Here is a 24,471-nt window from a genome sequence, read left to right as displayed (position 1 = left end):
GGCAAAATATCTTTCCAACAGGGGCTGCTTTGCGGTATAATAAGACCACTATGGGCGAATAGCTCAGTCGGTAGAGCGCTTCGCTTACACCGAAGAGGTCCGGGGTTCAAGTCCCTGTTCGCCCACTTTTTTATTGTAAGTAAGGTACCGTTTTGTTGTAAAAATTGAAACCGTAGGCCGACCTGCTCCGTTAGAGAAGGTAAATAACTTCGGAGCGCACTCATGTCGCACAATGAGATCCAAGAGCCTTCTTTTGAATCGCGAAATGATACGTTACATTATCCTCACGCTGCCTCTCAACTCGACCCTGTCGAGCGATCGCGGGTGGAATCGCTTCTTCAGAAAGTGCGCGCTTCCAGCCCCATACGTCAAGCCATAGAGCGTTTCTTAGCCGATCCCTCTCATGCGCCGTTGCCCATAGAGCCGTTTAAAGATGCGCTGAAGTCACCCAAATACTTGCCATGGCGACGGGCGGAACAGCAACTTGCCGTCTGGGGTCTGGTGCATACGGCTCTTACGCCGGAGAACCGCGAAGAGGTCGTGTCGCTCCTCATACATGTGCTCATAGGCCAGCATAACAAAGCCCTACGGGCTCTACTAATTGGCTCAATCGCGATCCTATTTATAGCAGTAGTTTTCAGTTTGTACCACGACATGGTGCTAGTTCTTGACTTTTCGTTAAGTTCCTTGGCGACATTTCTACTTACGTGCAACGGCCCTGTGCCCTACGCCGATGCGGTACGAGAAGAGGCCTCCCACGCTGTGGTGCAACTAAAGGCCCTCGAAGCTCTGGATGCTCTTGCCCCAAGAGTCATCCTTTCGATGCGTGCTTTGGTGAAAATAGAGATTACCACTCTGTTTAGCCTTCTGCCCGCGCTGACCTCCGCACACTATGGCACCGTTGCACCGCGCACCCTCTCCTGTCTGGCATGGCTCCTCTCCGAGGAAGAAGAGGAGGCTAAGGCCCTCCTCTTGCTGGAGGCTCTTGAAAAGGTGGGAGATCAAAGCGTGCTACCCATCATTCGACAGCTTGCCAATGGGAAAGATAAGCTAGGAAAGTTTCCATCGGTTCAGCAGAAGGCGGCCTCCGTGCAACGCCACATTGAAGAGCGTCTTGCCAAGCAGAAGGAGGCAGAGACCCTGTTGCGCGTTGCCTCCCACTCTTCCTCTTCTACCCTCGAACTTTTGCGCCCCGCCCGAACTGACCCTGAACAGGAGGCTCTTGTTCTATTACGCGCTGCCATGGAGAAGGAGACGGAACAAGCGCTGGTGCTGGCCGTGCTCGACGATCTCAAACGATGTGGCGATAAGCGCGCCATCCCTCTACTCCAACAGCTCTTGTTGCTTCCCAACCTTGCTCCAGCGGTTCAGTCGGCTGCCTCCGACTGCCTACAGACGCTTCAAGCGCATGAAGAGACGATGTAGATAGGCGTCTTTTGCAGAGCAAGGTAGACTATCTGTGCAGTCTGTTTCAGTTTTCCTGCAACGGTAAACGCTCTTGACATCTCAGAACTTATCGGAAGCCATTGAGGATGCAATCCATCGCCTGCGTGAGGCCACCCGTGGCACCCCTTATGAAGGCAGGCTCTATCTTGTGGGAGGGCTCTTACGCGATCGGGAGCTGGGCATCCCTTCCTCGCCCGACCTGGACATCGTTCTCGAAGGGGATGCCGTTGAGCTCGCCTATTTTCTCCATAAAAAAGGGCTTTCAACGCATGCTCCTGTGGTCTACCCTCGTTTTGGCACCGCGCGCATCACGGTGGCTACGGCTCAGGGAGTTGCCTGTACCGTCGAGCTGGTTTCGGCACGGGCGGAGAGCTACCGCCCCGAGTCGCGCAAGCCTGAAGTGCAGTTCGCCGGCCTCCGTGAGGATGTGTATCGAAGGGATTTTACGATCAACACGCTCTTAGAAAACCTTCATACCGGCGAACTCCTCGACCTTACCGGCCTGGCCTTGGCCGATCTGCGCGCAAAAATTATTCGCACGCCCCTCGACCCGGCCGTCACCTTTTACGACGACCCCCTGCGCATGCTGCGTGCCGTGCGCTTTGCCGCGCGCTTCGATTTTGAAATAGAACCCAAAACCAAAGAGGGAATCATGAAAGAAGCCTATCGCTTAAGTCCCCCTACCATATCGTATGAGCGCATTCGTGATGAGTTCGTGAAGATCGTCCTTTTGGATGGCCCCAAAGCCCATCGCGGACTTCAGATGCTGCTCGAACTTAAACTTCTCCATCAGTTCCTGCCGGAGATGGTGGAGATGGTGGGTTGTCAGCAAGGAGGTTGGCACCGTTACGATGTGTGGGATCACACCTTGGTGGCCTTAGAGTGCTTACCCCCAAACGCCAGCCTGACGCTGAGGCTAGGCCTGCTTTGGCACGATATCGGCAAACCACGAACTCGCACCGAAGTCCAGGGACAGATACGTTTCTACCACCATGCAACGGTTGGGGCTGAGATGGTGCGTGAAATGATGCGTCGCCTCAAGTTTTCCAATGAGGAGATAGAGGGCGTAACCACACTGGTTAAGCTGCATATGCGACCTGGCGAATACCGGCCTGATTGGAGCGATGCGGCCGTGAAACGCCTGATCCGAGAGTGTGGGCCCTACCTTGAAGACCTGCTTACCCTTGCTGAGTGCGACGTTGCAGCAACCGTGGTACCCGAGCAGGCGCGGGCAGACATTGCGGGGTTGCGCGCTCGTATCGCCCAGCTCAATGCCGACAGCGTTCGCTCGCTACAAAGCCCACTGGATGGCAAAACGATTATGCAGCTCCTCAACGTAAAGCCGGGGCCGGTGGTTGGGCAGGCCAAGGAGTTTCTGATCAACGAGGTGATCGAGGGGCGGTTAGCGCCGGACGATCGCGAAGCGGCCAAGCAGAAGCTTCTCTCTTGGTGGCAACAGACCGCCCCCCAAGCTCCGCCTAAAAGCCAGGGATAGAAATGGCATCATGAGCGAGAGAACAGTCTCTTAGCTAGTTCCCACCAGGCCAATTCTTAAAGAGGCGTACAAACGAGTTCACCATAGCGTTTAGAAGGATGCGGGTACGTCTTCACGGTAATGAGAATACGTTCTCGAACGAAATCATTTCCTAGCGTGGCATGTTCTCACAGATGTTGAATAGGAAGTGGGCACTGCTTTGCAAGCCAGGCCGCTAAGCGGCTCCGATGGCAGAGAGCTGGGTCGGCCTCGAAACAGAGCAGAACCACAGGCTGTTGCGTTAAAAGGTTCAATGCACGTTCGACAAATACCTGCTTTTCTTGGAGGCCCCGTTCGTAGATGATGAAGAGTCGGTCGTAGTCGGGCCTCTCCTGAAGATGTCTGCGCGGGGCTGGTTCCACGCCCAGCACAGGAATGTGCCAATAACGCAGTTGTAGGGCCTTCGCATACTTCTTTAAGGGGCTTCCTGAAAAGCCAAACTTGTGCGAGTAGGCATGACAGCGAACGTCGAGGATGCCCCGAATACCCTTCTAGAACCTTACCCTATCACTACAGAACTGGGAGGCGTGGATTCGAACCACGATTCGCGGCTCCAAAGACCGCTGTCCTGCCATTGGACGACCTCCCAACGGCACATGCGCTCTATAGTATACCTGAGCACCCATAAAGAAGGCGCGCCTGGTAGGACTCGAACCTGCGACCTTCTGCTCCGGAGGCAGACGCTCTATCCGCTGAGCTACAGGCGCGCGCTGATAGAAATATACATTGTTTCGCGCTCTACTGTCAAGCGTCCTTTCTCACCTCAAGGGCCTACGGACAGCTCCATCTTACATGCGGTGGTTCTGTGCAGTTCCGTTTCCTTCGCACGTAAACAGGGTTAAGAAACGCTTTTTCAGATATTGTGAATACTACCATGCCACCCTCGCTAGCTTCATTTTTAAAGCCAATACACTTCACAATCTTGTTCTATGCTATTGCACAGGCTTCAATTATAACAACTTTTTCTGTTTTACTACTGTTTATTGGATATCAACCTCTCTACGGCTCTCAAAATGCAGGCAAAGAGTCGTGGCCTGAGCGCTGGAAAAGATTTTTTGTATATATCGCAATGGTTTTTATTGAAGAGCTCGTAGCACTTCAACACACCCCCATGAACACACGTGTTGTAACGAGCTGTGTAGCAGGTCTGCTTGAAGGGCCTGGTTTTGGCTTTGGTATTGGATGTTGCGCGGTTCTCTTAGCGAAGCTCTTTCAGGCAGGTTCCCTGGCCGGTCTTGGGATCAATATGCTGCTTGGAGGTCTGCTTGGGGGCGCAATTCAACGATATCAACCCCTTTGGGCAAAACGTCCTTTAACCGGTTTCGTCATTGGCACCCTAGCCTCCTGGGCACGTTACCCTATCGCATGGGGGCTACATCAGCTTGTGTCTTCCATGCCTGCACCGCCGCTTTCCATAGTAGTCGAAACTTGTACTGCCCTCATCAACGGCTTTGGAGTGGCTCTACTTCTTTTTGTGATCGCCACCATACAGTATCAGAAGCTGCAGGCCCAATCGGCAGCTAACTTGGAAGTCAGGGCGCTGCTTGCGCGCATGAATCCACACTTCCTCTATAACGCTCTTAATACCATATCAGCTCTTTCCAAAATTGCCCCTGAAAAGGTACCTCAGGCGATCGAGAGGTTGGCTTTTTTCTTGCGTTCATGCGCCTTTTGGGAAAAGGATTTGGTCTCCTTATATGACGAGATACAGGTGGTAGAGGCCTATCTCGATATCGAAAAACTGCGTTTTGGAGAACGCCTTAAGATCTCCTGGGAAGTAACAGTTGATCCGAAAACCGTTCTTGTGCCTCCTTTTCTCCTTCAGCCGATCGTAGAAAATGCCGTACAACATGGCCTCCAAAACAAAAAAGATGCGGGAGGCCTTGTTTCCATAAAGGTATTCCGAGAGCATCAGAAACTTACTATTCAGGTGGAGGATACAGGGATCGGGATACCACCCATTCGTCTTAAACAGCTCTTCTCATCAGATATTCATCCGCCTCACGCACTTAGCACTCTACAACGTCGTTTGGAGGTATTGTACGGTAAAAAGGGGCAAATAGATGTTAGGAGTACGCCCAACAATGGTACTTATGTAAAGATTTGCATTCCCATTGCTACCGACGAATCGGAGCTGTCACCATGATACGTGCCTTACTTATAGAAGACGAACCGCTCGCTCAGGAGTATCTCCGACGGCTGCTTCATGAAACAGAAAAGATAGAGGTTGTGGCTTCTGCAATAAGTGCAGATGAAGGCCTCGCCCTCTTTGCTCAACTACACCCCGATGTGGTCTTTATTGACCTCCGCTTAGCCGGATCAGATGGATTTGCACTAGCACAGCAACTTAGGAGATTCTCGCCTCAACTTGCCATTGTCTTTGTAACAGGATACTCCGATAAGGCCGTTGCCGCCTTCGAATTAGCGGCAGTGGATTATCTGCTGAAGCCCCTTCATTCCGACAGAGTACGCCAAACTGTGCTCCGTCTCGAAGAGCGCTTGCGCAATTACCATCTACCGGAGACCTTTACCATAGCCAACCTTCGTCCTGATGAGGAGAGACTTGTCGTAAAAAACATCGCTACCGATACGATTAAACTTCTCTCAAAAATGGATATTTTTGCGGCAGTACACCGCGATAGAAAGACCTTTATCTATACGCAACAAGAGCAGTATCCAACCTATTACTCCCTTTTGAACTTGGAGCACTGGTTGAAAGGTATGCCTTTTTTGCGCATCTCACGCAGTGCGATCATTAATTTAGAAGCCATTGAGAAGATCATACACTATGGGGATAGGCTCTATCAGGTTCATCTGTGCGACCAAAATCACACCATCATCGAGGCCTCACGCTCTGGAGCCGTTTTGCTGGCCTCCCACCTAAAAAATCATCGCCTGCCGTCTTCGTCCATTCAGTCAATAAAAACGGCAGTTCGAGCAAATCTGTGCAAAGAGAAGAATCCATCCTCGTAAAATAGTTGAACGGTACTCATCTCTTCTTTCTGTGGCGGGTTTGGGTACCGTAAAAACAATATGACTTAAGGAGGGAATTTCATGAAGTTTGCACTTCGCTATCTTCTCTTCGTTCTTCCTACGTTTGCTCTTGTAGGTTGCGGTGGCAGTTCAAGCAGTCCTGTATCGAATCCCCCCACACGAAACACGATAGCCAGCCTCCAGCATATCACCACTGTCTCCAGTACGGTAGACCCAACGAATGGCGATCAGAATCCCTATGCTATTGCTTTTGCGCCTACCAGTTTTACGGGAGATGGGAATCCAGCCCATGTGCAGCCCGGAGACCTTATTGTTTCTAACTTCAGCAATGCCTCTGGAGTCAATGGAGCTGGCACCACCGTGGAAGCGATTCGTAATGGGAAACCGGTAACCGTTTATAATGAGATGAACGCACCCACAGCTTCTGGCGGCACCGTGAGCACGGCCGGCCCGGTGGCTATTGCCTTTGCGCCAAACGGTAATATGTGGATAGCGAACTATGGCCTTAGCGGTACAGGCAATGATGGAAATGTACAGATCGTAACCCCCAAAGGCATCGTTAACCAAACTTTCACCGATCCGCGAGTGGTAGCCGGCTGGGGACAAGCTTTCAATGGAGGCTATGGTGGCAAACTAGCTTTCTTTACGGTGAACGTCAATGCAGGCACGGTTGTGCGCATCAACATTAGCATCGTCAATGGGAAACCGTCATTTAGCTTTGATCAGATCACCCCAGACCTGGGGCATAGCGGTAATAACGCCTCTAATATCGTTGGACCCCAGGGAATGGTGCATACGGCCGACGATACCCTCTATGTGGCCGATGGTGCCACAAATTCCATTATCGCCATTCCTAACAGCACTACTACAGGTATGACTACTGGTCGGGTGGTTTACCAAGGCAGCCCCTTAAACCAGCCAGCGGGGATGACATTGAACCCCCTAAATGGAGACCTCATCGTCGCCAACCAAAAAGACAATAACTTGGTAGAGCTTACTCCATCTGGTCAGGTTGTCGCGGTTAAACCCGTTGATTTAACCCCCGTAAATCCAATTACGGGAGCAGGTTCCGCCCTTTTTGGGGTGGTTGCTACCACGGATAGCAACGGTAATCTAGTAGTCTATTTCACTAATGACAACCAAAACACTGTCGAGAAGCTGTCACAATAACAATAACAGTAGTTCTACAAACTATGTGGGACGTGTCTTTCTACACGCCCCACATATCTGATGCAAGGAGCATAGATATGTGGCTTAAAGGTAAGAGGAGCATTCTTCCACTCTGTGGCGTTGCCGCCGGCGTCCTAGCGGTTACCTTAACAGGCTGGGGACAAACAACCGCCAAAGAAAATGCCAAATGGAGCTTGCGCGCCCCCAACGGCATCCATTTCGGGCTCATTAAGGGTTACGAGCACTGGGAAGTAGTGGCCATGCACTATCGCCCTGACATGAAGGAGATGCGCTATATTCTTGGCAACCCCCTGGCCGTTCAGGCTTACCGGCAGGGGATCCCACAAAACGGTCACAACTTTCCTACGGGCGCGATCCTTGTGAAGATAGGATACTCTCTGAAGCCGATCCGCTCTTTTCCTAGCGCCATCGAGCCGAACGTGTTGCAGCGTGTGGAGTTTATGGTGCGCGACCCAAAGTTCAAGAGCACTGGTGGCTGGGGCTTCGCTCGCTTCGTTTACCACCCCGCAACGAAAACATACACGCCTTACGGCCAAAATGCCAGCTTCGCCCAAGAGTGCTTTAACTGCCACGCTATTGTAAAAAACCGCGACTTTGTCTTTACAAGCTACGTTCCAAAAGGTTAAAGCAGATATTGGTGATAGTGCCTTCTGACCGGAGCGGGGATTTTAGGCCGAAAGCTTGGCCTCGTTACCCCTTTTTTGTCTTCACGCTCTATGTCCCTCGCTCTGTTGTCGCTAAAATTTCACGATAATTTTACGATACAGGGTTATACTAGACATGTCGTACATGCGTGTCTTCACAAGGAGGAGGTTGGTAGTAGTGAATGGAAGATGAGAGCCGTAGAACTAACCAGAAAAAGGCAGCATCTAAAGATGTCATCCCCTTAGAACCTCTTGAAGAAGTCCTCATCTCTGAGGCTGTGGTCATCTCCGATAGGCTCGATGTTACTTCACGAGACGATACCTGGCTCAACGCCTTAGTCAACCAAATACGCACCACCTATTTTGCCGATGTCGTTCAAACCTACCCCATTGTTGCCCACTTCGGGCGCAGAGCGCATCGGCGTTTTGGCTCGATTGGGGCACGAAATCATACCTCTATCCTTCGTCTCAATGGCCTCTTGGCAGACCCAGCGGTTCCTCTTTATGTGGTGGAGGCGGTTATCGCCCATGAATTGGCACACTATGCCCATGGGTTTGGTTCCGGTTCAAAACAGCGCTACGCAGCCCCACATCGCGGGGGCGTGGTTGATAAAGAGCTGGAACAAAGGGGGCTGGCGCCCCTTGCGGACCGCGCAAAAGCCTGGATAGAGAGTGAATGGGAGGCGTTTTATCAGAGCCGCTGTGCCGATCTGCTACGCGCAGCCCACGTAAAACAGAAGGCAAATGAGGTGCTATGGCAGGAATTTTTAGCCGCCCCAGGCCGACGCACATTAGCCGATATCCAAGAGGAGATGGCCGATCTGGCCGCCCGAGTCGGGTTCTTTAGGCCGCTTCCAAAAGTGGACTGGCTCTTCGCAACTCAAAGACAAAAGGCTCCATCCTACTGGCAGTCGAAGCAGCAGGTGCTGCATTTGCACGGTCTGTTGGCCGACCGCCGCGTCCCCAACTATTTTGTTCAGTTCCAAATTGCCTACTGGCTTGTTCGCCAAAAAGAGGGAGCACCGTGGAGCGCCATTCAACCCAAACTATGGGAAGCCGGTCTGCGCTCCGTTACCCAACAGGCATTGAATTGGCGCCCCCGCTGGAGCCTCTTCGTGCAGAGATATCATCCGCATAAAAAAGCTAAATAGGCTCTCTTTTATGTTTCGCTTGTGCCTGCGTGTAGGCGGCCAAAATGTTCTGAGCTGTGCGTGCAGGAGCATAGATTTCCGCATGCCGATAGGCGTTCTGCCCCATCTGCTTTCGACGGTATGGGTTGGTTAGGAGCATTTCAATAGCGGTTGCAAACGCCGACGCACTAAAAGGGCATAAAATCCCCGTCTGCTCCGGTATCACCGCCTCCCCTGCCCCTCCCTCGCTCACGGCGATGCAGGGCAGACCGCAGTTCATGGCCTCGATAACCACCAATCCCTGGGTCTCCATGGGCGAAGGCATCAGGAAAATGTCGGAAGCCGCATACCATGCGCCTATCTTTGCATGTGGCTGAGCCCCAACAAAAACGACGCGGCCTTGAATTCCTAATCGTTGCACCTGCCATTCGAGCTGAGCACGACAGGGGCCGTCGCCAACCAGCAACAAACGAAAAGCGCCTTGCGGTCCCTTCAAAGACCTCTGCTCCAGCAGCGCCACCGCCTCCAACAGAAGATCGACTCGCTTCTCTGGTGCCAGCCGTCCCACGTAAAGAAGCACTGGCACCTCTTCCGAAATCCCTATTTGGCATCGCACGGATTCGCGATCTCCCGGTGTAACATGCGGGGGTATCACTCCGCTAGGCACCACCTGAATGGGCACCGCGATCCCGCAGCGGGCAAGCGCTTGGGCGACATAGTGCGACGGGGCGATAACGACATCAGCCTGATTACAAAACCGTCGCATGACGTTACGCATGGTCGGCGGCCCGAGTCGCCTCACAAGGGCGGGTTTCGCCAGCAAAAGCATGGTATCGTAAAGCGAATGCACCGTGTAGACCAAGGGAATGCCGTTTTTGCGGGCTAAACGGGCACCGAGACGCCCCACAGGAAAAGGGTGTTGACAATGCACGATATCAATCTGCAACTGGCTAAAGTCAAGCGGTAGCGTGGGAAACGGACGAGCAAAACGATAAGGATGTTTCGGAAACGGTAAGGCTGGGAGACGATAGACCTGCTCATCGTCTGGCTGGGGATCTCCGGCCGCAAAAATAAAGACCTCATGCCCCATAGAGCGCAGGGTCTCTCGGAGGGTTTGAATGGCGATGACTACCCCGTTCAAAACGGGAGTATAGCATTCGGAAAAAAGAGCGATACGCATAGATGTTATTTAGCGCTTTCGGTTTGCCCGGCAAAAGCGCTGTGTCAAGATTACCTCAAGTTGGCACCTGCAAACAAGAGAAAACCCCGTTGATAGCCAGTGGTTTTTGTTTACAACAGACCGCTGCGCTTGCGCACAAGCCATTCGATCGCCAAAGGCACAATGAACAGGGCAAGGAAAAACGGCGAGTCCCAAAGCTCCGTCTCCCGTGTGCTGGTGACCACCAAAGGACGGTTTTTAAGGGAGCGCAGCCAGTCATCTAGTTGGTTAGGACGATAGTAGTGGCCTCCACCGGCAGCCGCAATACGTTTTAACATCCTCTCATCCAGCTCAGGCTTTTGCAGCTCCAACGCTAGGCTTTCCACCACAAAGGTGGCCGTTCCCTTCGCGTTCGGGTTTTGCGGCGAAGTCACCGAGATGGTATATTTGCCGGTAAGATTTGGCAAGTAGCGTGCCGTATAAAGACCGGGGGCATTCGGGGAGGGCTGAAGCGCGATGGTTTGCCGCACCCCATTATTGCCGACGATAGTGGCCGCAAGTGAAGAGACCTTCACCGGGTGATAGTAGGGGTCGAGCAGTCGCACGGTAATGCTTACCTGTTGTCCAAGCCGATAACTGCTGCCGGGCCTATCGGTGGCAACCTGAACGAAGCGTTGGTTCCCCGGCAGATCTCGCGGAGTAAGGAACCGAATCACCTGTCCCCAATAGCGATAGAAGTAGCGGTCGCCCACACGCCAGCGCCAACGCCAGGTGCTATCGGCCAAATCCATGTAGCACTTGCCCGCGCCAAAGTTCTGGTAGAGCGCCAACGGATAGGGGCCATACGCATTGCTTCGCGCCGAGTTCACGGCCAACACAACGGCACCGGGTCGAACCCTCTCGGCCCCTTCACACCAAAACATCCCCGGCAAGCTCTGCCAGATCTGCAAGTTACGGGTGGGATCGTCATCAAGGCGCATAATGGGGCTCTCCTGCCCTTGTGGGGTTAGCTGCCATTGGAAGGGATCGTCGGTGGTAATTGGGTTTGGAGAGGAGCTGAACACCGCGGGCATCAGGGGGTCGAGCACGGTTCCCACATACTCCTGAGGCATGTGATTCTCACCTGCAATGAGTAGAAGGCTTCCCCCGCGGTCTTCCACAAATCGGCGTATCAGCTGCAGTTGCGCGTCCGAAAAGTAGGAACGCGGCACATCGCCAAGAATGAGAATATCGTAGTCGAAAAGCGTTTGTTCGCTGGAAGGAAAACCATAGACCTTTATGTTGCCTTCTCCTCCGCTGTTGACATCGTCACCACTTAGCAAAAGGCAGGCGAACTGGATGCTTGTATCCCGGAGGATCGCGTTCTTGAGATAGCGGAACTCCCAGCGAGGCCGCTCCTCCACCATCAGCACCTTTAAGGGCTTTTGAATGACGTTCTGCACGGCGGAACGGGCGTTGTTGGAGGCCGTGATCTCGCCGGGCAGCGGCGGCACACGAACAGTGTATACAAACCGGCCGGGCTGGTCGGGCACATAGGTAAAGACGATCTCCTGTTTTTGATCGTCTGGAGCGAGACGAACGGTCTGTTGTTGAAATGGCTGACCGTTTCGCAGCAAAGAAACCGTCACCGTTTTGCCAGCGTAGCCGCGCTGTTCCAGATCGGCATAGAGGTTTACGACGTTGTGAACCCGCACGTTGTCGTCGGTCAGCACGCTTAGCACGGCCACATCTTTGGTTTTGGTTGGGTCGCCCACTCCGAGCGTGCTCACGGTGGTATGAAGCGCACGCACATCCATGGCTGCCGTGAGCGGGTCTTCCCCTTGGTTATTCTCACCGTCGCTAATAACGAGCAGGCCGGCTACGGGACGCCCTGCCAAATCTTGGGCGACCTGGTGTAACGCGGTGCCGATCTGGGTGCTATCTCCACCGGCTCTATCGAGAGCGAGTGGAAAGGCCGTAGGAACTCCATTTTTATCGTGGGGTAACTCCATCGCATGCGCCTGTGAGGCGAAGCTGTAGAGCTGAACATTGTAGCGTTGAGCGAGCGATTTTAACAGTCGGTCATGCTCAAGTAGGCGCTGTACGCGTGCGATACGAGAAAGGCGGCGGATATCTTCTGGCGATAGGCCGGTAGCCTGCGCCTCATTGGCGACGTACTGCGGGGGCATGCGGGGGTCGGTAAGCCCCATACTCTGCGAGGTATCTACCAGGATCGCTACGGAGGGGCGCAAGTGCTGTTCTTCGCGTAGGCGAAGGGTGGGCTGTGCCAGCATGATCATAAGGGAGAGAAAAGCCAGCAATCGGAGGACGAGCAAGGGGGTTTTTACCAGCCAGGAAGGGCGTGTTCCATCGCGATAGTAGCACCAAGCGAACCAAAGTGCAGCGACGATCAGGATCGTTAAGGCGACCGGGAGAACCCAAGGTGTTGCAAACACCAGGTGGGCATAGCGAATGTGACTAGCCGTTTGGGGTGAGATGCCCAAAAAACGCTGCCACAAACTAGAAGAGAGCCAAGAAAGGGATAATATCATCGTTCCATTTGTTTTACTATACCTGTTTGGACGTACCAGTGGCTCCATCTGTTACAACATTTCGCGGATTGTTCCCAGCCCATAAAAAATGGCAGCGGAAACCTGTTCCGCTGCGCACTCCTAAATCGTCACCTAAATCGTCGATTCACGCGCTAAGGACCGCCCATACCCGCTGGGGCACCGGAGAGCGTGGAAGAGCCACCCTCTTTTTCTTGAAGAGCATTCGATTTCGGTAAAGCGCTATTGGTAGAGTTTCCACCAAACCCAGGGGCTGTTTTCGACTCGTTGAGGCTGCCAAGCGAGCCTATCGTGCGACCATGGGGTCCAAAAGTCCGCACGGCCGACCAGATGGCAAGCGCCACAGCAATGACCACTACGATAATAACCAGAACGGTCTTCCGTTGCGAGTCCATCGTGTCACTCCGAATTTATTTATACTGGTCGTCCCAGCTTACAAGGTTAAAGTTCTTCTGTCCTGCGGCGGCCCGCTGAGCAATAGCTTGTGGCGTCCATGGCCACGACATAATAGAGGTTCGCTTCAGCGTCTTCACGTGGCCGTCTACGAACGCATAGTTTGACATGCCGTTATGGGCGCCCATCGAGAAATAGCCCTGTCCTCCGCACCAACTCACGCTGAAGTTATCGGGCGCTGTCGGCCAATTTGGATCGGCAAGGTTACGTTGGTCCCACCGCCAATAGGCGTAGCCATTCCACATGCTGACCGTAGTCCAAAGCTCGAAAATGGAGATCGTCGAGGCGGGAGCGCCGATGCCGGCCAACCTTTTCGAGTCCTGCCCCACATAGTAGGCATGAATGCCAAACGTCGCAGTATAACCGCCTATTTGGCCTTCATCGTAGCCATCTTGATAGTGAGTAAAGGAGTAGCTGATCGGGCCACCGGGGTCGCCGTTTGCACGGGAGATGCAGTTGACGCGTTGATAGGGATCGTCGGGACAGTGCCAAATCGCTTTGTTTTTAATGTAGGGGTTCAGTTCGTCTTGGGCACCTATCGCCCACTTGTCTCCGGTACAGACACTTGGGTTACAGGCAACCCGTATTCGTTCAAGCATCTCATCGTAGTCTTGCGTATACATCTGCTCAGCCGTGGCCAGCTGCTTCATATTTGAGAGGCAGCTAATGGCCCGTGCTTTCTCGCGTGCCTGAGCGAACACCGGAAAGAGGATCGCCGCAAGAATCGCGATAATGGCGATAACGACAAGTAACTCAATGAGTGTGAACGCTTGCTGTTTTTTCATGATCCTTCCTCCGAGAAGCGAATGAATGAGTGAGATGATTTTTAAGGAGCTATGTCTCTCTGAGATATGCTGCACTCCATTATAACATAGAACCTGTCAGGAATCAAGAAGGCTGTGCAAAAAAGTGTCAACTTGTAGGCTGAGTAGCTGTGGATAATTACTGAGGTTTTAGATGGTTCACTTTCCTTAGCCAACTCTTCGAAGTCCGCTCACCCCCTGATCTCAGTGTTCTAGCAGGAAACGGCAGGCGAATGGCGAAATTTCCTCTGCACTTGAAAGGAGTTGAATGGACGATGGCGGATATGCCTCTACAAAAAAAGCCGTTTCCTCAGCTTGCATCGGCTCTATCCGAGAGCCAACCTCGGCCTTACGGGCGCTCTCTCACCTGGCGTGTCGTCCTCCTTTGTCTCATTCTTATTCCCCTAACCGATTTTTGGCAAGTGGAAATGGAGGTCGTGCGCTACTCCGCGCATCCCACCACTATCTCCCTTTTTTTCGATACCGTGTTTGTTCTGCTCTGCCTCACAGTGGCCAATCAAGGCCTTAAACGCATCGCCCCTCGACTTGCCCTGGAGCGCGGAGAGCTGCTTCTCACCTACTCCGTTCTCTGCATCGCCGCCGCCGTCAGCGGACACGACATGTTGGAGGTCTTCGTCCCCATGCTTACTTGGCCTTTTAAGCACGCCAACTCCTCCAACAACTGGGCGCATCTCATTATCCCCCACCTAAAACCGGGGCTTTTCATCAGCGACCCTAAAATCTATAAGGGTTACTATGTGGGCAACGATACCATCTTTCGATGGGTCTACATTCGGGCCTGGCTGCCTGTCGTGTGCATCTGGACGGCTTTCGTCTCCATGTTGCTATTTGTTATGCTTTGCATTAATGTGATTTTGCGCAAACAGTGGACCGAACACGAACGCCTAACCTACCCCATCATTCAACTGCCTCTACAGATCACTTCAGAGCAGGCTTTTGCACCGAATGGGCTTTTCCGAAACCGGCTCTTCTGGCTCGGCTTCGCCATCGCCGGCTCCATTGATATGATCAACAGTCTTAACTACTACTATCCCAATATTCCCACGGTGCTGACCCCCGGTTTCGGCCAAAGTTTTTTAGATATAGGCCAATATTTCACCTCAAAACCGTGGAATGCCTTGGGGTGGACTCCGGTTTCCTTCTACCCTTTTATGATCGGATTAGGCATGTTTATGCCGCTCGACTTTCTGTTCTCTATGTGGTTTTTCTACTGGTTCTGGAAGTTAGAACGCGTCGCCGTCGTGTGGCTTGGCTACGACCGTGACCCGCGCTTCCCTTACATCGAAAATCAGTCGTTTGGTGCCTATCTCTCTTTCTTCTTCTATGCGGCTTGGCTTAGCCGCAACTACATTAAGCAGGTGCTGCGCTGTGCGTTAGGACGTCCCTCTGAACTTGACGATAGCACCGAGCCCATTCGCTATCGCTGGGCCGTATTGGGCGTTATTGTGGGTGTAGGCTCGCTCGTTGCTTTCTCAGCTTGGCTAGGAATGGTCTGGTGGATAGGCATTCTGTTTTTCTTTATGTACTTTATGCTTGCCATCGCCATTACCCGCATGCGTGCAGAACTGGGCACGCCGGTTCATGACCTCCACTTTACCGGCCCAGAGATGATCATGACACGCGTGGCCGGCACAGATAGCTTCTCGGCCAACACACTCACCGTGTTCTCCCTCTATTTCTGGTTCAACCGCGCTTACCGTAGTCACCCTATGCCCCATCAGTTAGAGGGATTCAAACTCGCTGAACAGACTCGTTCTCGCTATCGAAGCTGGTACTTTGCGATGCTTTTCCTCGGTATTTTTGGGGTGTTTGTAGCGTTTTGGAACATGCTGGGGTTGATGTACCACTACGGCGCCGAAGCCAAAAGCGTCCTGACCTTTGGGCCGGAACCTTACAACAACCTAACCGCCTGGCTCAACACGCCCACCCGTGGCAAGTTCGGCGAACTGATGTCTATTTTTGTGGGATGCGGCATCGCCTTCTTTCTCCAGTGGATGCGGGTTCGGTTCCCATGGTGGCCTTTCCATCCTTTGGCTTTTGCCGTCACCTCCTCTTGGGAGATCAATTTGGTATGGGGGCCGCTTTTCCTCGCATGGATATTCAAAGGCCTTATCCTTCGCTACGGAGGGCGAGGCACTTTTCAAAAAGCGCTACCCTTTTTTATCGGCTTGATGTTGGGGCAGTTCGTGGTAGGGAGTCTATGGAATATCTACGGCATCGCAAGAGGCCTACCAACCTATCAGTTCTGGCAATAGCCTAAGAGGTGATCTTAGGGTTTTACAGGGACATAACGCGTTGCGTTTGGATAGGTTAGAATGAGATCGTGGCTGCAGATAAGGGCGTGCGTTTTAGGGTCTATTTGAGCATCTATTGGGTAGCTGGCCTTGCCGATCTTCAGCCATAACCGATGGGGTCCCTTTAGCTCGTAGGTGCCCTGCCAGCGAATAAGGAGGGTTTGTCCATCATCGTCTGAACTTACCTGCTGCACGCTTTTATCTGGGAAGGGCATTTGGGTGGTGCCATCGGGGGTATTGGCTAAAAGCCGGGTTGTTCCAGTGACCACCCCATGCGCGAAAGTCACCTGCTGATCCAAAATAGGGCAGCCACTTTGCGGGCCGGTGGCGGTTTTACCGATGCTTTGCAAAACCCAGCTTCCTTGAAGCTTCGCCTCCGTCAGGCCGGTTGCTGCCGAATTAGGACGATGGGGCACGAAAACCGCAAACCCGAAGGCGATCAGCGCCACGAGGGCTGCAGCAAAAACCTGTTTGCGACCTCGTTGGCGTGGGTCGGGCGGCGCGATCCTCTTCTCGGCCTCCTCTGTCTCGTAAACGGCAGGCTCTACCACCTTTCAGAAACTCCTTAAAGCGCAGTTAGCACGGTGTTATAATCGGCGTTTCCAAGAGAAAAATGGAGGCTGAGACTACGGAGCCTTATCGCAACAGCTCAACGAGGCGATACAGGCGAGATCGCCATCTGCATCCCTCTAATTCTGCTCTATCTCTTTGCGTAAAAGCGCTAGTTGACTTTCAAAAGCGGCAAGCGCCTGCAGCAGTTCCTCTCGATTCTGCAGAAAAATCTCTCTCCAAAGGGCGTTGTCAGCAGCCGCGATGCGTGTGAGGTCACGAAAGCTGCCCCCTGCCAACTGCTTTGCAAGCTCTCGTTCCGGCTCGGCCTCCACCGTTTTCATGAAAGCAAAGGAAAGCAGATGGGGCAGGTGGCTGACGAGAGCCGCTAGATGGTCATGTTGCGCCGCCTCCATCGGCAGAGGATGCGCCCCTAACGCTTCGACAAATGCTGCTAGCCGTAGCGCCCAAGGGTCATTTTTCAACGTGAAGGGCTTTGAGCGGACGATGGCCCATGCGGCCTCACGAAAAAGATCGGGTTGTGCGGCCTGTGGCCCCGATTGCGTTCCTCCCGCCATGGGATGCCCCCCCACAAATCGCGCCCCCAAAAGCTCCTCACCGCGTTGCACAATCGCCCCCTTCACGCTGCCGAGGTCGGTCACAAGAGCTCGCGCGGGAATGTAAGGGGCCAAGCACGTCAGCTGCTCGATGATGGCATAAGGGGGCACGGCAAACACCACGAGATCGGCATCTGCAAGCGCCTCCACAGGTGTCCCTACAACCTTATCTAAGGCACCTTGCTTAGAGGCCATATGCAGATGGCTTGGCTGAACATCATAGCCGACCACCGTTTGCGCAAGCCCTTGCTGACGTAGGGCCATCCCCAAGGAGGTGCCCATGAGGCCCATGCCGAGGATGGCCACCTGACTGAAGAGAACAGGGCAAACCCGCTCTTCAGATGCCCTCATAAGCGCTTACCAACAGCCTCCGCCACAGGCCTCACCGCCTGCATCAGCTGCCCAAACTGCTCAAACGAAAGCGACTGCGGCCCGTCTTTCACGGCCTTTTCGGGGTTGGGATGCACCTCAATAATAAGCCCATCTACCCCCGCGGCCACGGCCCCTAAGGTTATTGCCGGCACCAAACTGCGTTTGCCTGTGGCATGAGAGGGATCGGCAAAGATGGGCAGATGCGATAGCTCCTTTATCGCAGGAATGGCGTTCAGGTCAAAGGTATTGCGCGTATAGGTTTCAAAGGTGCGGATGCCGCGTTCACAGAGAATGATCTCGTAGTTCCCTTGACTTGCGATGTACTCTGCGGCCTGGAGCCACTCCTCGATGGTGCTGGCCCAACCGCGTTTCAGCATCACGGGTTTGCGCGTATTCCCCACCTCCCGCAGAAGGCTGAAGTTGGTCATATTGCGCGTGCCGATCTGAAAGATGTCGGTGTAGCGCCCCACTAGCTCCACATCGCGCGTATCCATGACCTCGGTGATGATGGGCAAACCGGTCTCTAAACTCGCCTCCTGAAGGATTTTCAACCCCTCCTCCCCGAGTCCGTGGAAGGAGTAGGGCGATGTGGAGGGCTTAAACGCCCCGCCACGCAGGATGTGCGCGCCCATTTTCTTCACAAAGCGGGCTGTCTCCAACAACATCTCCGCCGACTCCACCGTGCACGGACCCGCCATAACGCAGAGGGTGCCGCCGCCAATCTGCACACCCCGTACGTTCAAAACGGTTCCTTCTGGGCGGAAAGCTTTGCCAACCAGCTTATAGGGCTTGAGGATAGGGATGACGCGCTCCACATAGGGCAGCGATTCGAAATGCTCGATCAATCCGTCTTTATCCCGTTCCGGCGTCCCGATAACCCCAACAATGGTGCGCTCTACGCCGCGCGAACAGTGAACGCCATAACCACGGGCTTTGAGATCGGCCAACAGTGCCTCTTGCTGTTCCTCCGTTGCATCCGGCTGCAAAACGATAATCACTTACAATCCTCCATTTATCCTCGTCCAATTCTCTATCTCTCCTCACCGACGCTGCAGAGACGGTGAGGCGCTCTTAGAGCTATTATTATAGCGCATGGCAGGGCGGCTTTAGGTCGTTATGGAGGAGGGGGTACTCTGTTTTGTCCCCAACCGCCGCCGATAACGCAGCGTAGGGCGTTCCACTGCTAGATAGAAGAGATAGGCCGCCAACACCGCTATCGGCGCTCCGATCCCAAAGAGAACGAGACAAGAGACAGCAGGCCCTACACGATGCACGCGAAGCGCATGGGCCAGTTCGTTGAGGACAGGATAGTGAATGAGGTAGAGACTGTAGGAGAAATCGCCGAGCAGCCGTACCGGAGGCGACTGTAGGCAACGCAGGGGCCATCGCATCGCCCGCGGATTCTGCACACAGCTTACAATGAAGCTGGTTGCGAAAAGGGCCACCAAAACATCGGGCAACCGTAATGGCGCGTGAAAAACCTGGATGCCGGCCTGGGTGGGAGGCCAAAGGGCAAACAGTACGACCATTGCGATACCGAGTGCCCCAACGACAGCCGGCCAGCGCCAGGTGCGACATCGCGCCGCCCACCTATCCGTAGGAGACCAGTTCACGATGGCACCGGCCACACCAAGCGCAAAAATCCCCAACATCCAGAAACCTTCCGGAATATCCCTATGAAACCACAGGCAGGGCAAAAACCCCAACACCATGGCCGCAAATACCATCTTGGGAATCCCATAGCGATGCCAAAGGGGCAAAATAAAGAAAGGAAGAAAGAAGTAGATCTGCCACTCAGTAGCGATGCTCCACATGGGGGCGTCAATCTGATGAGACCAATGGGGACTAAAGTTATGTATTAAAAGCAGATGGGAAAACAGGGTGGAACCGTTCACCGTTGGCCGTAACCGTGCCCAAAACGACGCCGCAGGCAACGCGATTCCCGGATGAAAGAGAGGCGCAAGAAAGAGAGTCCATAGCGCGAGGGCACCGTAGTAGGGAGGCAAAATGCGCCAGGCACGACGCCAAAAATAGCTACCCACCGCCATTTCCCCCTTTGGATTGCGTGCAACGGGGATCATGAGCGAGTAGCCAGAAAGCACGAGAAATACGGTGACCGCGAAATAGCCGAAGGGGCACAAAAACAGCAGATAGGAAAGCCCTTTTTGGAGGGCATTCGGCCGGTAGTGGATGGCTATTTCATGATAAAACTGATAGCAATGGTAAAGCATGACGTAGAGGGCGGCAAGCCCTCTCATCCCGTCAAGAAAATTAAGATGAATGCGATTCGTTTCACCAACCTGCGGGCTCTCCACTCCAATGCCCTTCCTCTTTGAAACACCCTATGATGACTTAGTGTAGCACGTTACCGCCTTTCATGTAGGGCCGACAGTCACGTGTGGTGGATTTGTGAACCGTACAGCTCAATCTTGGAAGGTTTTCAGGGCCTCTGCCGGCTAAGCCGCCTTTTGTAAGGAGGAAGAGGGCGGCTGGAGACGCTCCTCTAAGAGGCGTAATAACGTGGCCGGATGGTTCGCTTCCATTGGAAACCAAGCGACGCTATAGGCAAAACAGAGCGGTGAGTGGCCCCTATTCCATCCCTTTTCCTTCAGCAAGTCCTCAAACGTAGCCCTGATACGTTGCAACACCGCGCTGGCAGTGCTCCCTGTGTAGGGAAGGATCACGGCGAAAGTGTCGGTCGCATAGCGGGTTACGATGTCGGAGCGACGCACGGTTTGACGTAGGAGCTGAGCGCTTAGCTGCACCGCCTCATCTCCCCAAAGCGTACCATGGTAGTGAGTGAAGGCCTGCAGCCCTTCCATTCGCAACAGGATCACGGCCACTTCCGAGTTAATGCGGCGGGCGCGATTTAGCTCTTCCTGAAGCCGCATATCAAAATAGTGGCGATTATAGAGCTTGGTAAGTGGATCTACGATGACGGAGGGGTCTTCGCAAAGCGCCATGTCAAACTCCTGGCGCAGCTGGGCGAGCTGAACCTGGGTCGTGCGCAGATCCTCGGTGGTCAGGATTTTGCGCAGCTTGCGGGTGGAGTTGCGAATAAGATGAGAAACGTAGTTGCAGGAGATGCCCAGCTTTTGGGCGATCTCCGTCTGGTTTAAGTCCTTAAAGTAGAACTCTACAAGCACCTGTTGCTCTAAAGCTTTCAGCTTTTTCATAGCGGTTTCCAGCATAATGCGGTCTTCGATGGGAAGCTGAAAAGCCACCGCTTGATCGGCAATATCGTGTCGCTCGCCATAGCTATGAGCAGAGCCATCCTCATTTTCGCGGAAGCCATCTATCGAGGTTACCCGAAACACCTCACGCGTGGTCATGAGTTCGGCTACCTCCTCCTCACGCATCCCCATCTTTTCGGCTATCTCACCATAGGTAGGGGTTCGGCCGAGCTGTTGCGTTAGCGCATCACTGATGCGGTTCAGGCGCAGGTTTAGTTCCTGAAGCCAGGCAGGCTCCTTGATGATCTTGCCACGGTCACGCAGATAGTGTTTGATCTGGCCGATGATGAAGTGGGTCGCGTAGGTAGAGAATTTCACATTCTTCTTGGGATCGTAGAGCTCGATAGCCGTGATGAGACCAATATAGCCCTCCTGTGCCAGGTCTTCCATTGGCTCCGAAGCCCCGGAAAAGCGTCGGGCAATGCTCTCCACTAAGTTGGTGTAGTTTAATACAATGCGATCGCGCAGACGAAGGTCTTGTTGCTGCCGATAGGCTGCAAGCAGCTCAAGTATCTCCTCCTCCGAGTAGCGTCGCATGGGGTTATCTCTCCATAGGTACGTTTTGTTCGTTTGTTCGTTCTTTTGCTGCGTCATCCTTACCACAAGAGAGCGTTTCGTCGTTAGCCCATCAATGCGCGATTCGCTCTTATTCCGCCTTTCCCTCAGAATCAAAAATTATAGAGTTATCAACGTAGATGGCCTTGGACGGGCAAGGCATACAGATTATTGCCAGGATCGGGCGTTTCCTATAGACGCCAATCCTCTTCCGGGCCGTGAGCGCGCGGGGATAGTGGTTGTGGCCTATTGCGAGGAACTTTTAAGGAAGTTAGTGGAGGTATTTTTACTCTTCAAGGTTCCGAAACCGATCGCTTACCACATCGGAAAGCGTATCTTGCTCGAAGCGTTGGGCGAACTCCAAATAACGCTTAGCTTCGGCATGGTTTGGCTCGCGCTGCAGGACTTTCCGAAATTGAAAGATGGCCTCGGCATAGCGCGAGCGATCGTAGGCCTGCTTGCCAAGCTCAAAGTCTATCTGAACCTGAAGAGCCGCCATGGTCTGTGCTCGCTCAGCGGTGGGAGCGAACGCCTGAGCGCGCTCGTAGCAAGCCAGCGCCTCCTGCAGTTCGCCACGTTCGAGTCGCTCCTTCGCCTCTTTATCGGCCTCTTGCGCTCTGCCGGCACGAAACTCTTGCAGCCGTTGACGCGCCTCGAAGAGATCGGGCATGAGATGGATCGCCTTGCGCAACAGCGGCTCCACGGTGTCCGCTTGGCCCTCCTGAAGCAAGCTCTTCGCTTGCTGTAGCAGCGCTTCGGCGAAGCGTTGTCTTAGCTCGACATATTGTTGAAACAGCGCCACGTCATAGGGCGCTAAGGCGAGCGCCTCTTGCAGGAGCGTGAGGGCCGCCTCCCACTCTCCGTCGGCCTGAAGATGCGCCAGCTCCCACTGAACGTCGGCCATCCACTGGGCCTTCAGCTCTTCAAACTGCTGCCAGCACTCCACATCATCTGGGCACTCTTCTAGATAGGCATAGAGGCTCTGAAGCGCCGTCTTCATGGCGCCCTTTTCCGGCACAAGCGGTAAATAGGCTCTCCAATCCTTCCGGCTTACCGAGAGAGCCTCCACCGTTGTGCTGACCACTCGATACAAGCTGAAGCGACTCCCCTGAGCCGAGGTAGCGATGTACTCGCCACCGGGCGAACAGGCAAGACCGGTAAAAGGAACATCGCCCTCATACTCCCAAACGGGCTGACCGGCCTGGTCGAGACAGATCAGCGTTGTGGGCGCGCGTGGGTTCTCTTCGGAACCGCAAAGGGCTACCGTAAGCTGCCCCTCTTTGGCCATGGCGAGAGCGTGTACAGGCCCTGCTACTTTCGTCTGCCAACGGCGCGCACCCTCTGCATCAAGCATGCCGATCCATCCCGTCTGCGTCCCATAGGCCAGCTCCTCACCCTCTGTGGCGCACGCGAGCAGCGTAACCGGCTCTTCCGTATCGAATCGCCACCACTCCCGCATGTTCGCATCGAATAGCAGGATCAGCCCATTCTCATAGGCGGTTGCCATGCGCCGCCCCTCTTGCAGTAGGACGACACTGTTGGCCGCCGCTTCTAGCTCCATATTCCAAAGCCCTGTGCCGACAAAGGTTCCATACACAAGGGCAAAGTTTTGGCCGGAGATGTCGGAGTAGACGGCAGCCACGCGCGAGCCCCCTACATCCATGCTTGCATCGAGGTAGATAACGCGCTTTTCCATGGTGAGTCGGCGTTTTGTGCCCTCGGCAAACAGGTAGACCTCGTCCGGTCGCATACCTAAGAACGATTCCGTGACGGCGCTAAGTAGCAGCTTCTGGAGGATTTCGGCAGAAAAACGTGCCACCGCTGTCTGGTTCTGCGGATCGGTTATGCGAATGACCTCATAAGTGCGCGGTTCAATGGAATGTGGCCGCGCAAGCGTGAGGGAACCTTGATCGTCCAGCGGGTAGCCCCGTAACGGATAGGCTCCGCGGAGGCGCTGCTGCCATTCAAGTTGGAGGGTACGCACGGTTCTCATGGGCGCGATGGCTGTAGTACAACTCGTAGGAGACGGTGGTTTTGGGTATCGCTAACGTAAAACCCTTGATAATTTGGCTCTAACACCAGTCCGGTAGGCGCATGGAGAGTGCCTAGCCGCCCCGGAAGTAGCCGCAGCGTGGCCAGGGCTTCCCCTTGGGAACTGAACACAACGACTCTATCGTTCGCCGGATCGGCAAGATAGATTCGGCCTTGCAGGTCGAGGGCAAACTGGCCTTTTTCTCGGATGCGGTGGACTCCCGTGAGAACGGAGACGGGCGGGGTGTTGGCCGTAAAGCGCACGATGGTACCAAGGTAGTCGTCGGCAACATAGAGGGCTCCAGTGCTATCGAAAGCGAGGGCAACGGGATGCACAAGCCCTCTCTCGCGTCCTATGCTCACTATGCAGTCGCCGGTGTAGGGATGCAGTCGCACTATTCGGCCGTTGCCGGTATCGGCGACCCACAAAAACCCTTCCACGTCGAACACGATATCGAGAGGATTAACAAAGCCGGAGAGTCTACGGAAACGACGCCCCGTTCTATCCAAGCCATAAACGCAATGGTCGCCGAGGTCGGCCACAAAGAGCCCCTGTCCCTGTGGATGCACAGCCACTGCCTGCGGCTCTAAGAAAGGCTCGAAGCGCACCACATCACCATTAAGGGCGATACGCTGTACCCGCTTATTGAGGCTATCGGCCACATAAAGGGCGCCATCGGCATCTATGGCTAAGCCTTTTGGGCAGCGAAACTCCCCCACCTCCATGCCCGGTGCGCCGATAACTTCCACAACCTGCAACTCCACCGTTTCTCTGGGGGAAGCGCCGGAGGGGTTCGCAGCGGTCTCCTCCAAACTGGCACCCTCATCGGGGATGGGCGTTGAGGTCGGTTGATCTTCAAACTCCAAAAAGCGGAAGCGATCGAATTCCACCGTTT

At 54.0% G+C, this 24,471-nt stretch carries 20 protein-coding genes and 3 tRNA genes; 9 read left to right on the top strand and 14 right to left on the bottom strand.

Annotation, left to right across the window (positions count from 1 at the left end; all coding sequences use genetic code 11):
* Positions 1-52 precede the first annotated feature (52 nt).
* The 3 genes from CCALI_RS12555 (at position 53) to CCALI_RS12545 (ending at position 2,941) form a co-directional block, all read left to right on the top strand.
* Positions 53-125, top strand: a tRNA-Val gene (locus tag CCALI_RS12555).
* 97 nt (positions 126-222) lie between these two features.
* On the top strand, positions 223-1,425 hold the full coding sequence (locus CCALI_RS12550) for a hypothetical protein (protein ID WP_016483847.1): 1,203 nt from the start codon (positions 223-225) through the stop codon (positions 1,423-1,425).
* A 73-nt stretch (positions 1,426-1,498) separates the two neighbouring features.
* Positions 1,499-2,941 carry a CCA tRNA nucleotidyltransferase gene (locus CCALI_RS12545; RefSeq protein WP_016483846.1) on the top strand — a complete coding sequence of 481 codons (1,443 nt, stop codon included), beginning with the start codon at positions 1,499-1,501 and terminating at the stop codon, positions 2,939-2,941.
* 167 nt (positions 2,942-3,108) lie between these two features.
* Here the strand turns inward: CCALI_RS12545 and CCALI_RS12540 are convergent, their stop codons facing one another.
* The 3 genes from CCALI_RS12540 to CCALI_RS12530 all read right to left on the bottom strand — a co-directional run bounded on the left by CCALI_RS12540 (position 3,109) and on the right by CCALI_RS12530 (position 3,687).
* Positions 3,109-3,456: a DUF488 domain-containing protein gene (locus CCALI_RS12540; protein ID WP_231730014.1), complete on the bottom strand. Its 348-nt coding sequence runs from the start codon at positions 3,454-3,456 to the stop codon at positions 3,109-3,111.
* 42 nt (positions 3,457-3,498) lie between these two features.
* A tRNA-Gln gene (locus CCALI_RS12535) sits at positions 3,499-3,569 on the bottom strand.
* A gap of 45 nt (positions 3,570-3,614) precedes the next feature.
* A tRNA-Arg gene (locus CCALI_RS12530) sits at positions 3,615-3,687 on the bottom strand.
* Positions 3,688-3,854: 167 nt separating this feature from the next.
* Between CCALI_RS12530 and CCALI_RS15470 the strand changes: the two genes are divergently transcribed.
* The 5 genes from CCALI_RS15470 (at position 3,855) to CCALI_RS12505 (ending at position 8,960) form a co-directional block, all read left to right on the top strand.
* On the top strand, positions 3,855-5,126 hold the full coding sequence (locus tag CCALI_RS15470; RefSeq protein ID WP_016483845.1) for a sensor histidine kinase: 1,272 nt from the start codon (positions 3,855-3,857) through the stop codon (positions 5,124-5,126).
* On the top strand, positions 5,123-5,953 hold the full coding sequence (locus tag CCALI_RS12520; protein ID WP_016483844.1) for a LytR/AlgR family response regulator transcription factor: 831 nt from the start codon (positions 5,123-5,125) through the stop codon (positions 5,951-5,953). The genes CCALI_RS15470 and CCALI_RS12520 overlap by 4 nt, the downstream gene beginning before the upstream one ends.
* 81 nt (positions 5,954-6,034) lie before the next feature.
* Entirely contained in the window at positions 6,035-7,144 is a 1,110-nt protein-coding gene (locus tag CCALI_RS12515; protein ID WP_016483843.1) for an NHL repeat-containing protein, read from the top strand.
* 77 nt (positions 7,145-7,221) lie between these two features.
* The gene (locus CCALI_RS12510) at positions 7,222-7,791 is read left to right on the top strand and encodes a cytochrome P460 family protein (RefSeq protein WP_016483842.1); all 570 of its coding nucleotides are present in this window, start codon (positions 7,222-7,224) and stop codon (positions 7,789-7,791) included.
* A gap of 200 nt (positions 7,792-7,991) precedes the next feature.
* Positions 7,992-8,960, top strand: coding sequence for a M48 family metalloprotease (locus tag CCALI_RS12505; RefSeq protein ID WP_016483841.1), 969 nt, complete (start codon positions 7,992-7,994; stop codon positions 8,958-8,960).
* On the opposite strand, the gene CCALI_RS12500 is transcribed toward CCALI_RS12505, so the two are convergent.
* From CCALI_RS12500 to CCALI_RS15465, 4 genes are all read right to left on the bottom strand, one after another.
* Positions 8,953-10,119, bottom strand: a complete 1,167-nt coding sequence (locus CCALI_RS12500) for a glycosyltransferase (RefSeq protein ID WP_016483840.1) — start codon at positions 10,117-10,119, stop codon at positions 8,953-8,955. The two genes, CCALI_RS12505 and CCALI_RS12500, sit on opposite strands and share 8 nt — an antisense overlap.
* A gap of 110 nt (positions 10,120-10,229) precedes the next feature.
* Positions 10,230-12,629, bottom strand: a complete 2,400-nt coding sequence (locus CCALI_RS12495; protein WP_016483839.1) for a VWA domain-containing protein — start codon at positions 12,627-12,629, stop codon at positions 10,230-10,232.
* A 152-nt stretch (positions 12,630-12,781) separates the two neighbouring features.
* Positions 12,782-13,042, bottom strand: a complete 261-nt coding sequence (locus CCALI_RS12490; RefSeq protein ID WP_016483838.1) for a hypothetical protein — start codon at positions 13,040-13,042, stop codon at positions 12,782-12,784.
* 15 nt (positions 13,043-13,057) lie between these two features.
* Positions 13,058-13,885 carry a prepilin-type N-terminal cleavage/methylation domain-containing protein gene (locus CCALI_RS15465; protein ID WP_016483837.1) on the bottom strand — a complete coding sequence of 276 codons (828 nt, stop codon included), beginning with the start codon at positions 13,883-13,885 and terminating at the stop codon, positions 13,058-13,060.
* 293 nt (positions 13,886-14,178) lie between these two features.
* On the opposite strand from CCALI_RS15465, the gene CCALI_RS12480 reads away from it, so the two are divergent.
* Positions 14,179-16,179 carry a DUF6785 family protein gene (locus CCALI_RS12480; RefSeq protein WP_016483836.1) on the top strand — a complete coding sequence of 667 codons (2,001 nt, stop codon included), beginning with the start codon at positions 14,179-14,181 and terminating at the stop codon, positions 16,177-16,179.
* 14 nt (positions 16,180-16,193) lie between these two features.
* Here the strand turns inward: CCALI_RS12480 and CCALI_RS12475 are convergent, their stop codons facing one another.
* The 7 genes from CCALI_RS12475 to CCALI_RS12445 all read right to left on the bottom strand — a co-directional run bounded on the left by CCALI_RS12475 (position 16,194) and on the right by CCALI_RS12445 (position 24,466).
* Positions 16,194-16,769, bottom strand: a complete 576-nt coding sequence (locus CCALI_RS12475) for a hypothetical protein (protein WP_016483835.1) — start codon at positions 16,767-16,769, stop codon at positions 16,194-16,196.
* Between the two features lie 138 nt (positions 16,770-16,907).
* Entirely contained in the window at positions 16,908-17,735 is an 828-nt protein-coding gene (locus CCALI_RS12470) for a prephenate dehydrogenase (RefSeq protein ID WP_016483834.1), read from the bottom strand.
* On the bottom strand, positions 17,732-18,754 hold the full coding sequence (gene aroF / locus CCALI_RS12465) for a 3-deoxy-7-phosphoheptulonate synthase (protein WP_016483833.1): 1,023 nt from the start codon (positions 18,752-18,754) through the stop codon (positions 17,732-17,734). Before aroF ends, CCALI_RS12470 begins: the two co-directional genes overlap by 4 nt.
* Positions 18,755-18,862: 108 nt before the next feature.
* A complete protein-coding gene (locus CCALI_RS12460) occupies positions 18,863-20,071 on the bottom strand; it encodes an acyltransferase family protein (RefSeq protein ID WP_016483832.1) in 1,209 nt (402 codons plus the stop codon).
* A gap of 141 nt (positions 20,072-20,212) precedes the next feature.
* Positions 20,213-21,526 (bottom strand): sigma-70 family RNA polymerase sigma factor, encoded by a 1,314-nt coding sequence (locus tag CCALI_RS12455; RefSeq protein ID WP_016483831.1) that lies wholly within the window; start codon positions 21,524-21,526, stop codon positions 20,213-20,215.
* Between the two features lie 304 nt (positions 21,527-21,830).
* The gene (locus tag CCALI_RS12450) at positions 21,831-23,537 is read right to left on the bottom strand and encodes an outer membrane protein assembly factor BamB family protein (RefSeq protein WP_016483830.1); all 1,707 of its coding nucleotides are present in this window, start codon (positions 23,535-23,537) and stop codon (positions 21,831-21,833) included.
* The gene (locus tag CCALI_RS12445) at positions 23,534-24,466 is read right to left on the bottom strand and encodes an NHL repeat-containing protein (protein ID WP_016483829.1); all 933 of its coding nucleotides are present in this window, start codon (positions 24,464-24,466) and stop codon (positions 23,534-23,536) included. Before CCALI_RS12445 ends, CCALI_RS12450 begins: the two co-directional genes overlap by 4 nt.
* Positions 24,467-24,471 lie beyond the last annotated feature (5 nt).

Origin of the sequence: Chthonomonas calidirosea T49 (assembly GCF_000427095.1) — a bacterium.
Taxonomy (GTDB): Bacteria; Armatimonadota; Chthonomonadetes; order Chthonomonadales; family Chthonomonadaceae; genus Chthonomonas; species Chthonomonas calidirosea.
This window is presented reverse-complemented; position numbering and strand designations above follow the sequence as displayed.

What these genes read in the sequence shown, in the direction of transcription:
- CCALI_RS12550 (WP_016483847.1), top strand. Translation starts at nt 223, where the DNA reads ATGTCGCACAATGAGATCCAAGAGCCTTCTTTTGAATCGCGAAATGAT.
- CCALI_RS15470 (WP_016483845.1), top strand. Translation starts at nt 3,855, where the DNA reads ATGCCACCCTCGCTAGCTTCATTTTTAAAGCCAATACACTTCACAATC.
- CCALI_RS12520 (WP_016483844.1), top strand. Translation starts at nt 5,123, where the DNA reads ATGATACGTGCCTTACTTATAGAAGACGAACCGCTCGCTCAGGAGTAT.
- CCALI_RS12515 (WP_016483843.1), top strand. Translation starts at nt 6,035, where the DNA reads ATGAAGTTTGCACTTCGCTATCTTCTCTTCGTTCTTCCTACGTTTGCT.
- CCALI_RS12510 (WP_016483842.1), top strand. Translation starts at nt 7,222, where the DNA reads ATGTGGCTTAAAGGTAAGAGGAGCATTCTTCCACTCTGTGGCGTTGCC.
- CCALI_RS12505 (WP_016483841.1), top strand. Translation starts at nt 7,992, where the DNA reads ATGGAAGATGAGAGCCGTAGAACTAACCAGAAAAAGGCAGCATCTAAA.
- CCALI_RS12500 (WP_016483840.1), bottom strand. Translation starts at nt 10,119, where the DNA reads ATGCGTATCGCTCTTTTTTCCGAATGCTATACTCCCGTTTTGAACGGG.
- CCALI_RS12495 (WP_016483839.1), bottom strand. Translation starts at nt 12,629, where the DNA reads ATGATATTATCCCTTTCTTGGCTCTCTTCTAGTTTGTGGCAGCGTTTT.
- CCALI_RS12490 (WP_016483838.1), bottom strand. Translation starts at nt 13,042, where the DNA reads ATGGACTCGCAACGGAAGACCGTTCTGGTTATTATCGTAGTGGTCATT.
- CCALI_RS15465 (WP_016483837.1), bottom strand. Translation starts at nt 13,885, where the DNA reads ATGAAAAAACAGCAAGCGTTCACACTCATTGAGTTACTTGTCGTTATC.
- CCALI_RS12480 (WP_016483836.1), top strand. Translation starts at nt 14,179, where the DNA reads ATGGCGGATATGCCTCTACAAAAAAAGCCGTTTCCTCAGCTTGCATCG.
- CCALI_RS12470 (WP_016483834.1), bottom strand. Translation starts at nt 17,735, where the DNA reads ATGAGGGCATCTGAAGAGCGGGTTTGCCCTGTTCTCTTCAGTCAGGTG.
- CCALI_RS12455 (WP_016483831.1), bottom strand. Translation starts at nt 21,526, where the DNA reads ATGCGACGCTACTCGGAGGAGGAGATACTTGAGCTGCTTGCAGCCTAT.
- CCALI_RS12450 (WP_016483830.1), bottom strand. Translation starts at nt 23,537, where the DNA reads ATGAGAACCGTGCGTACCCTCCAACTTGAATGGCAGCAGCGCCTCCGC.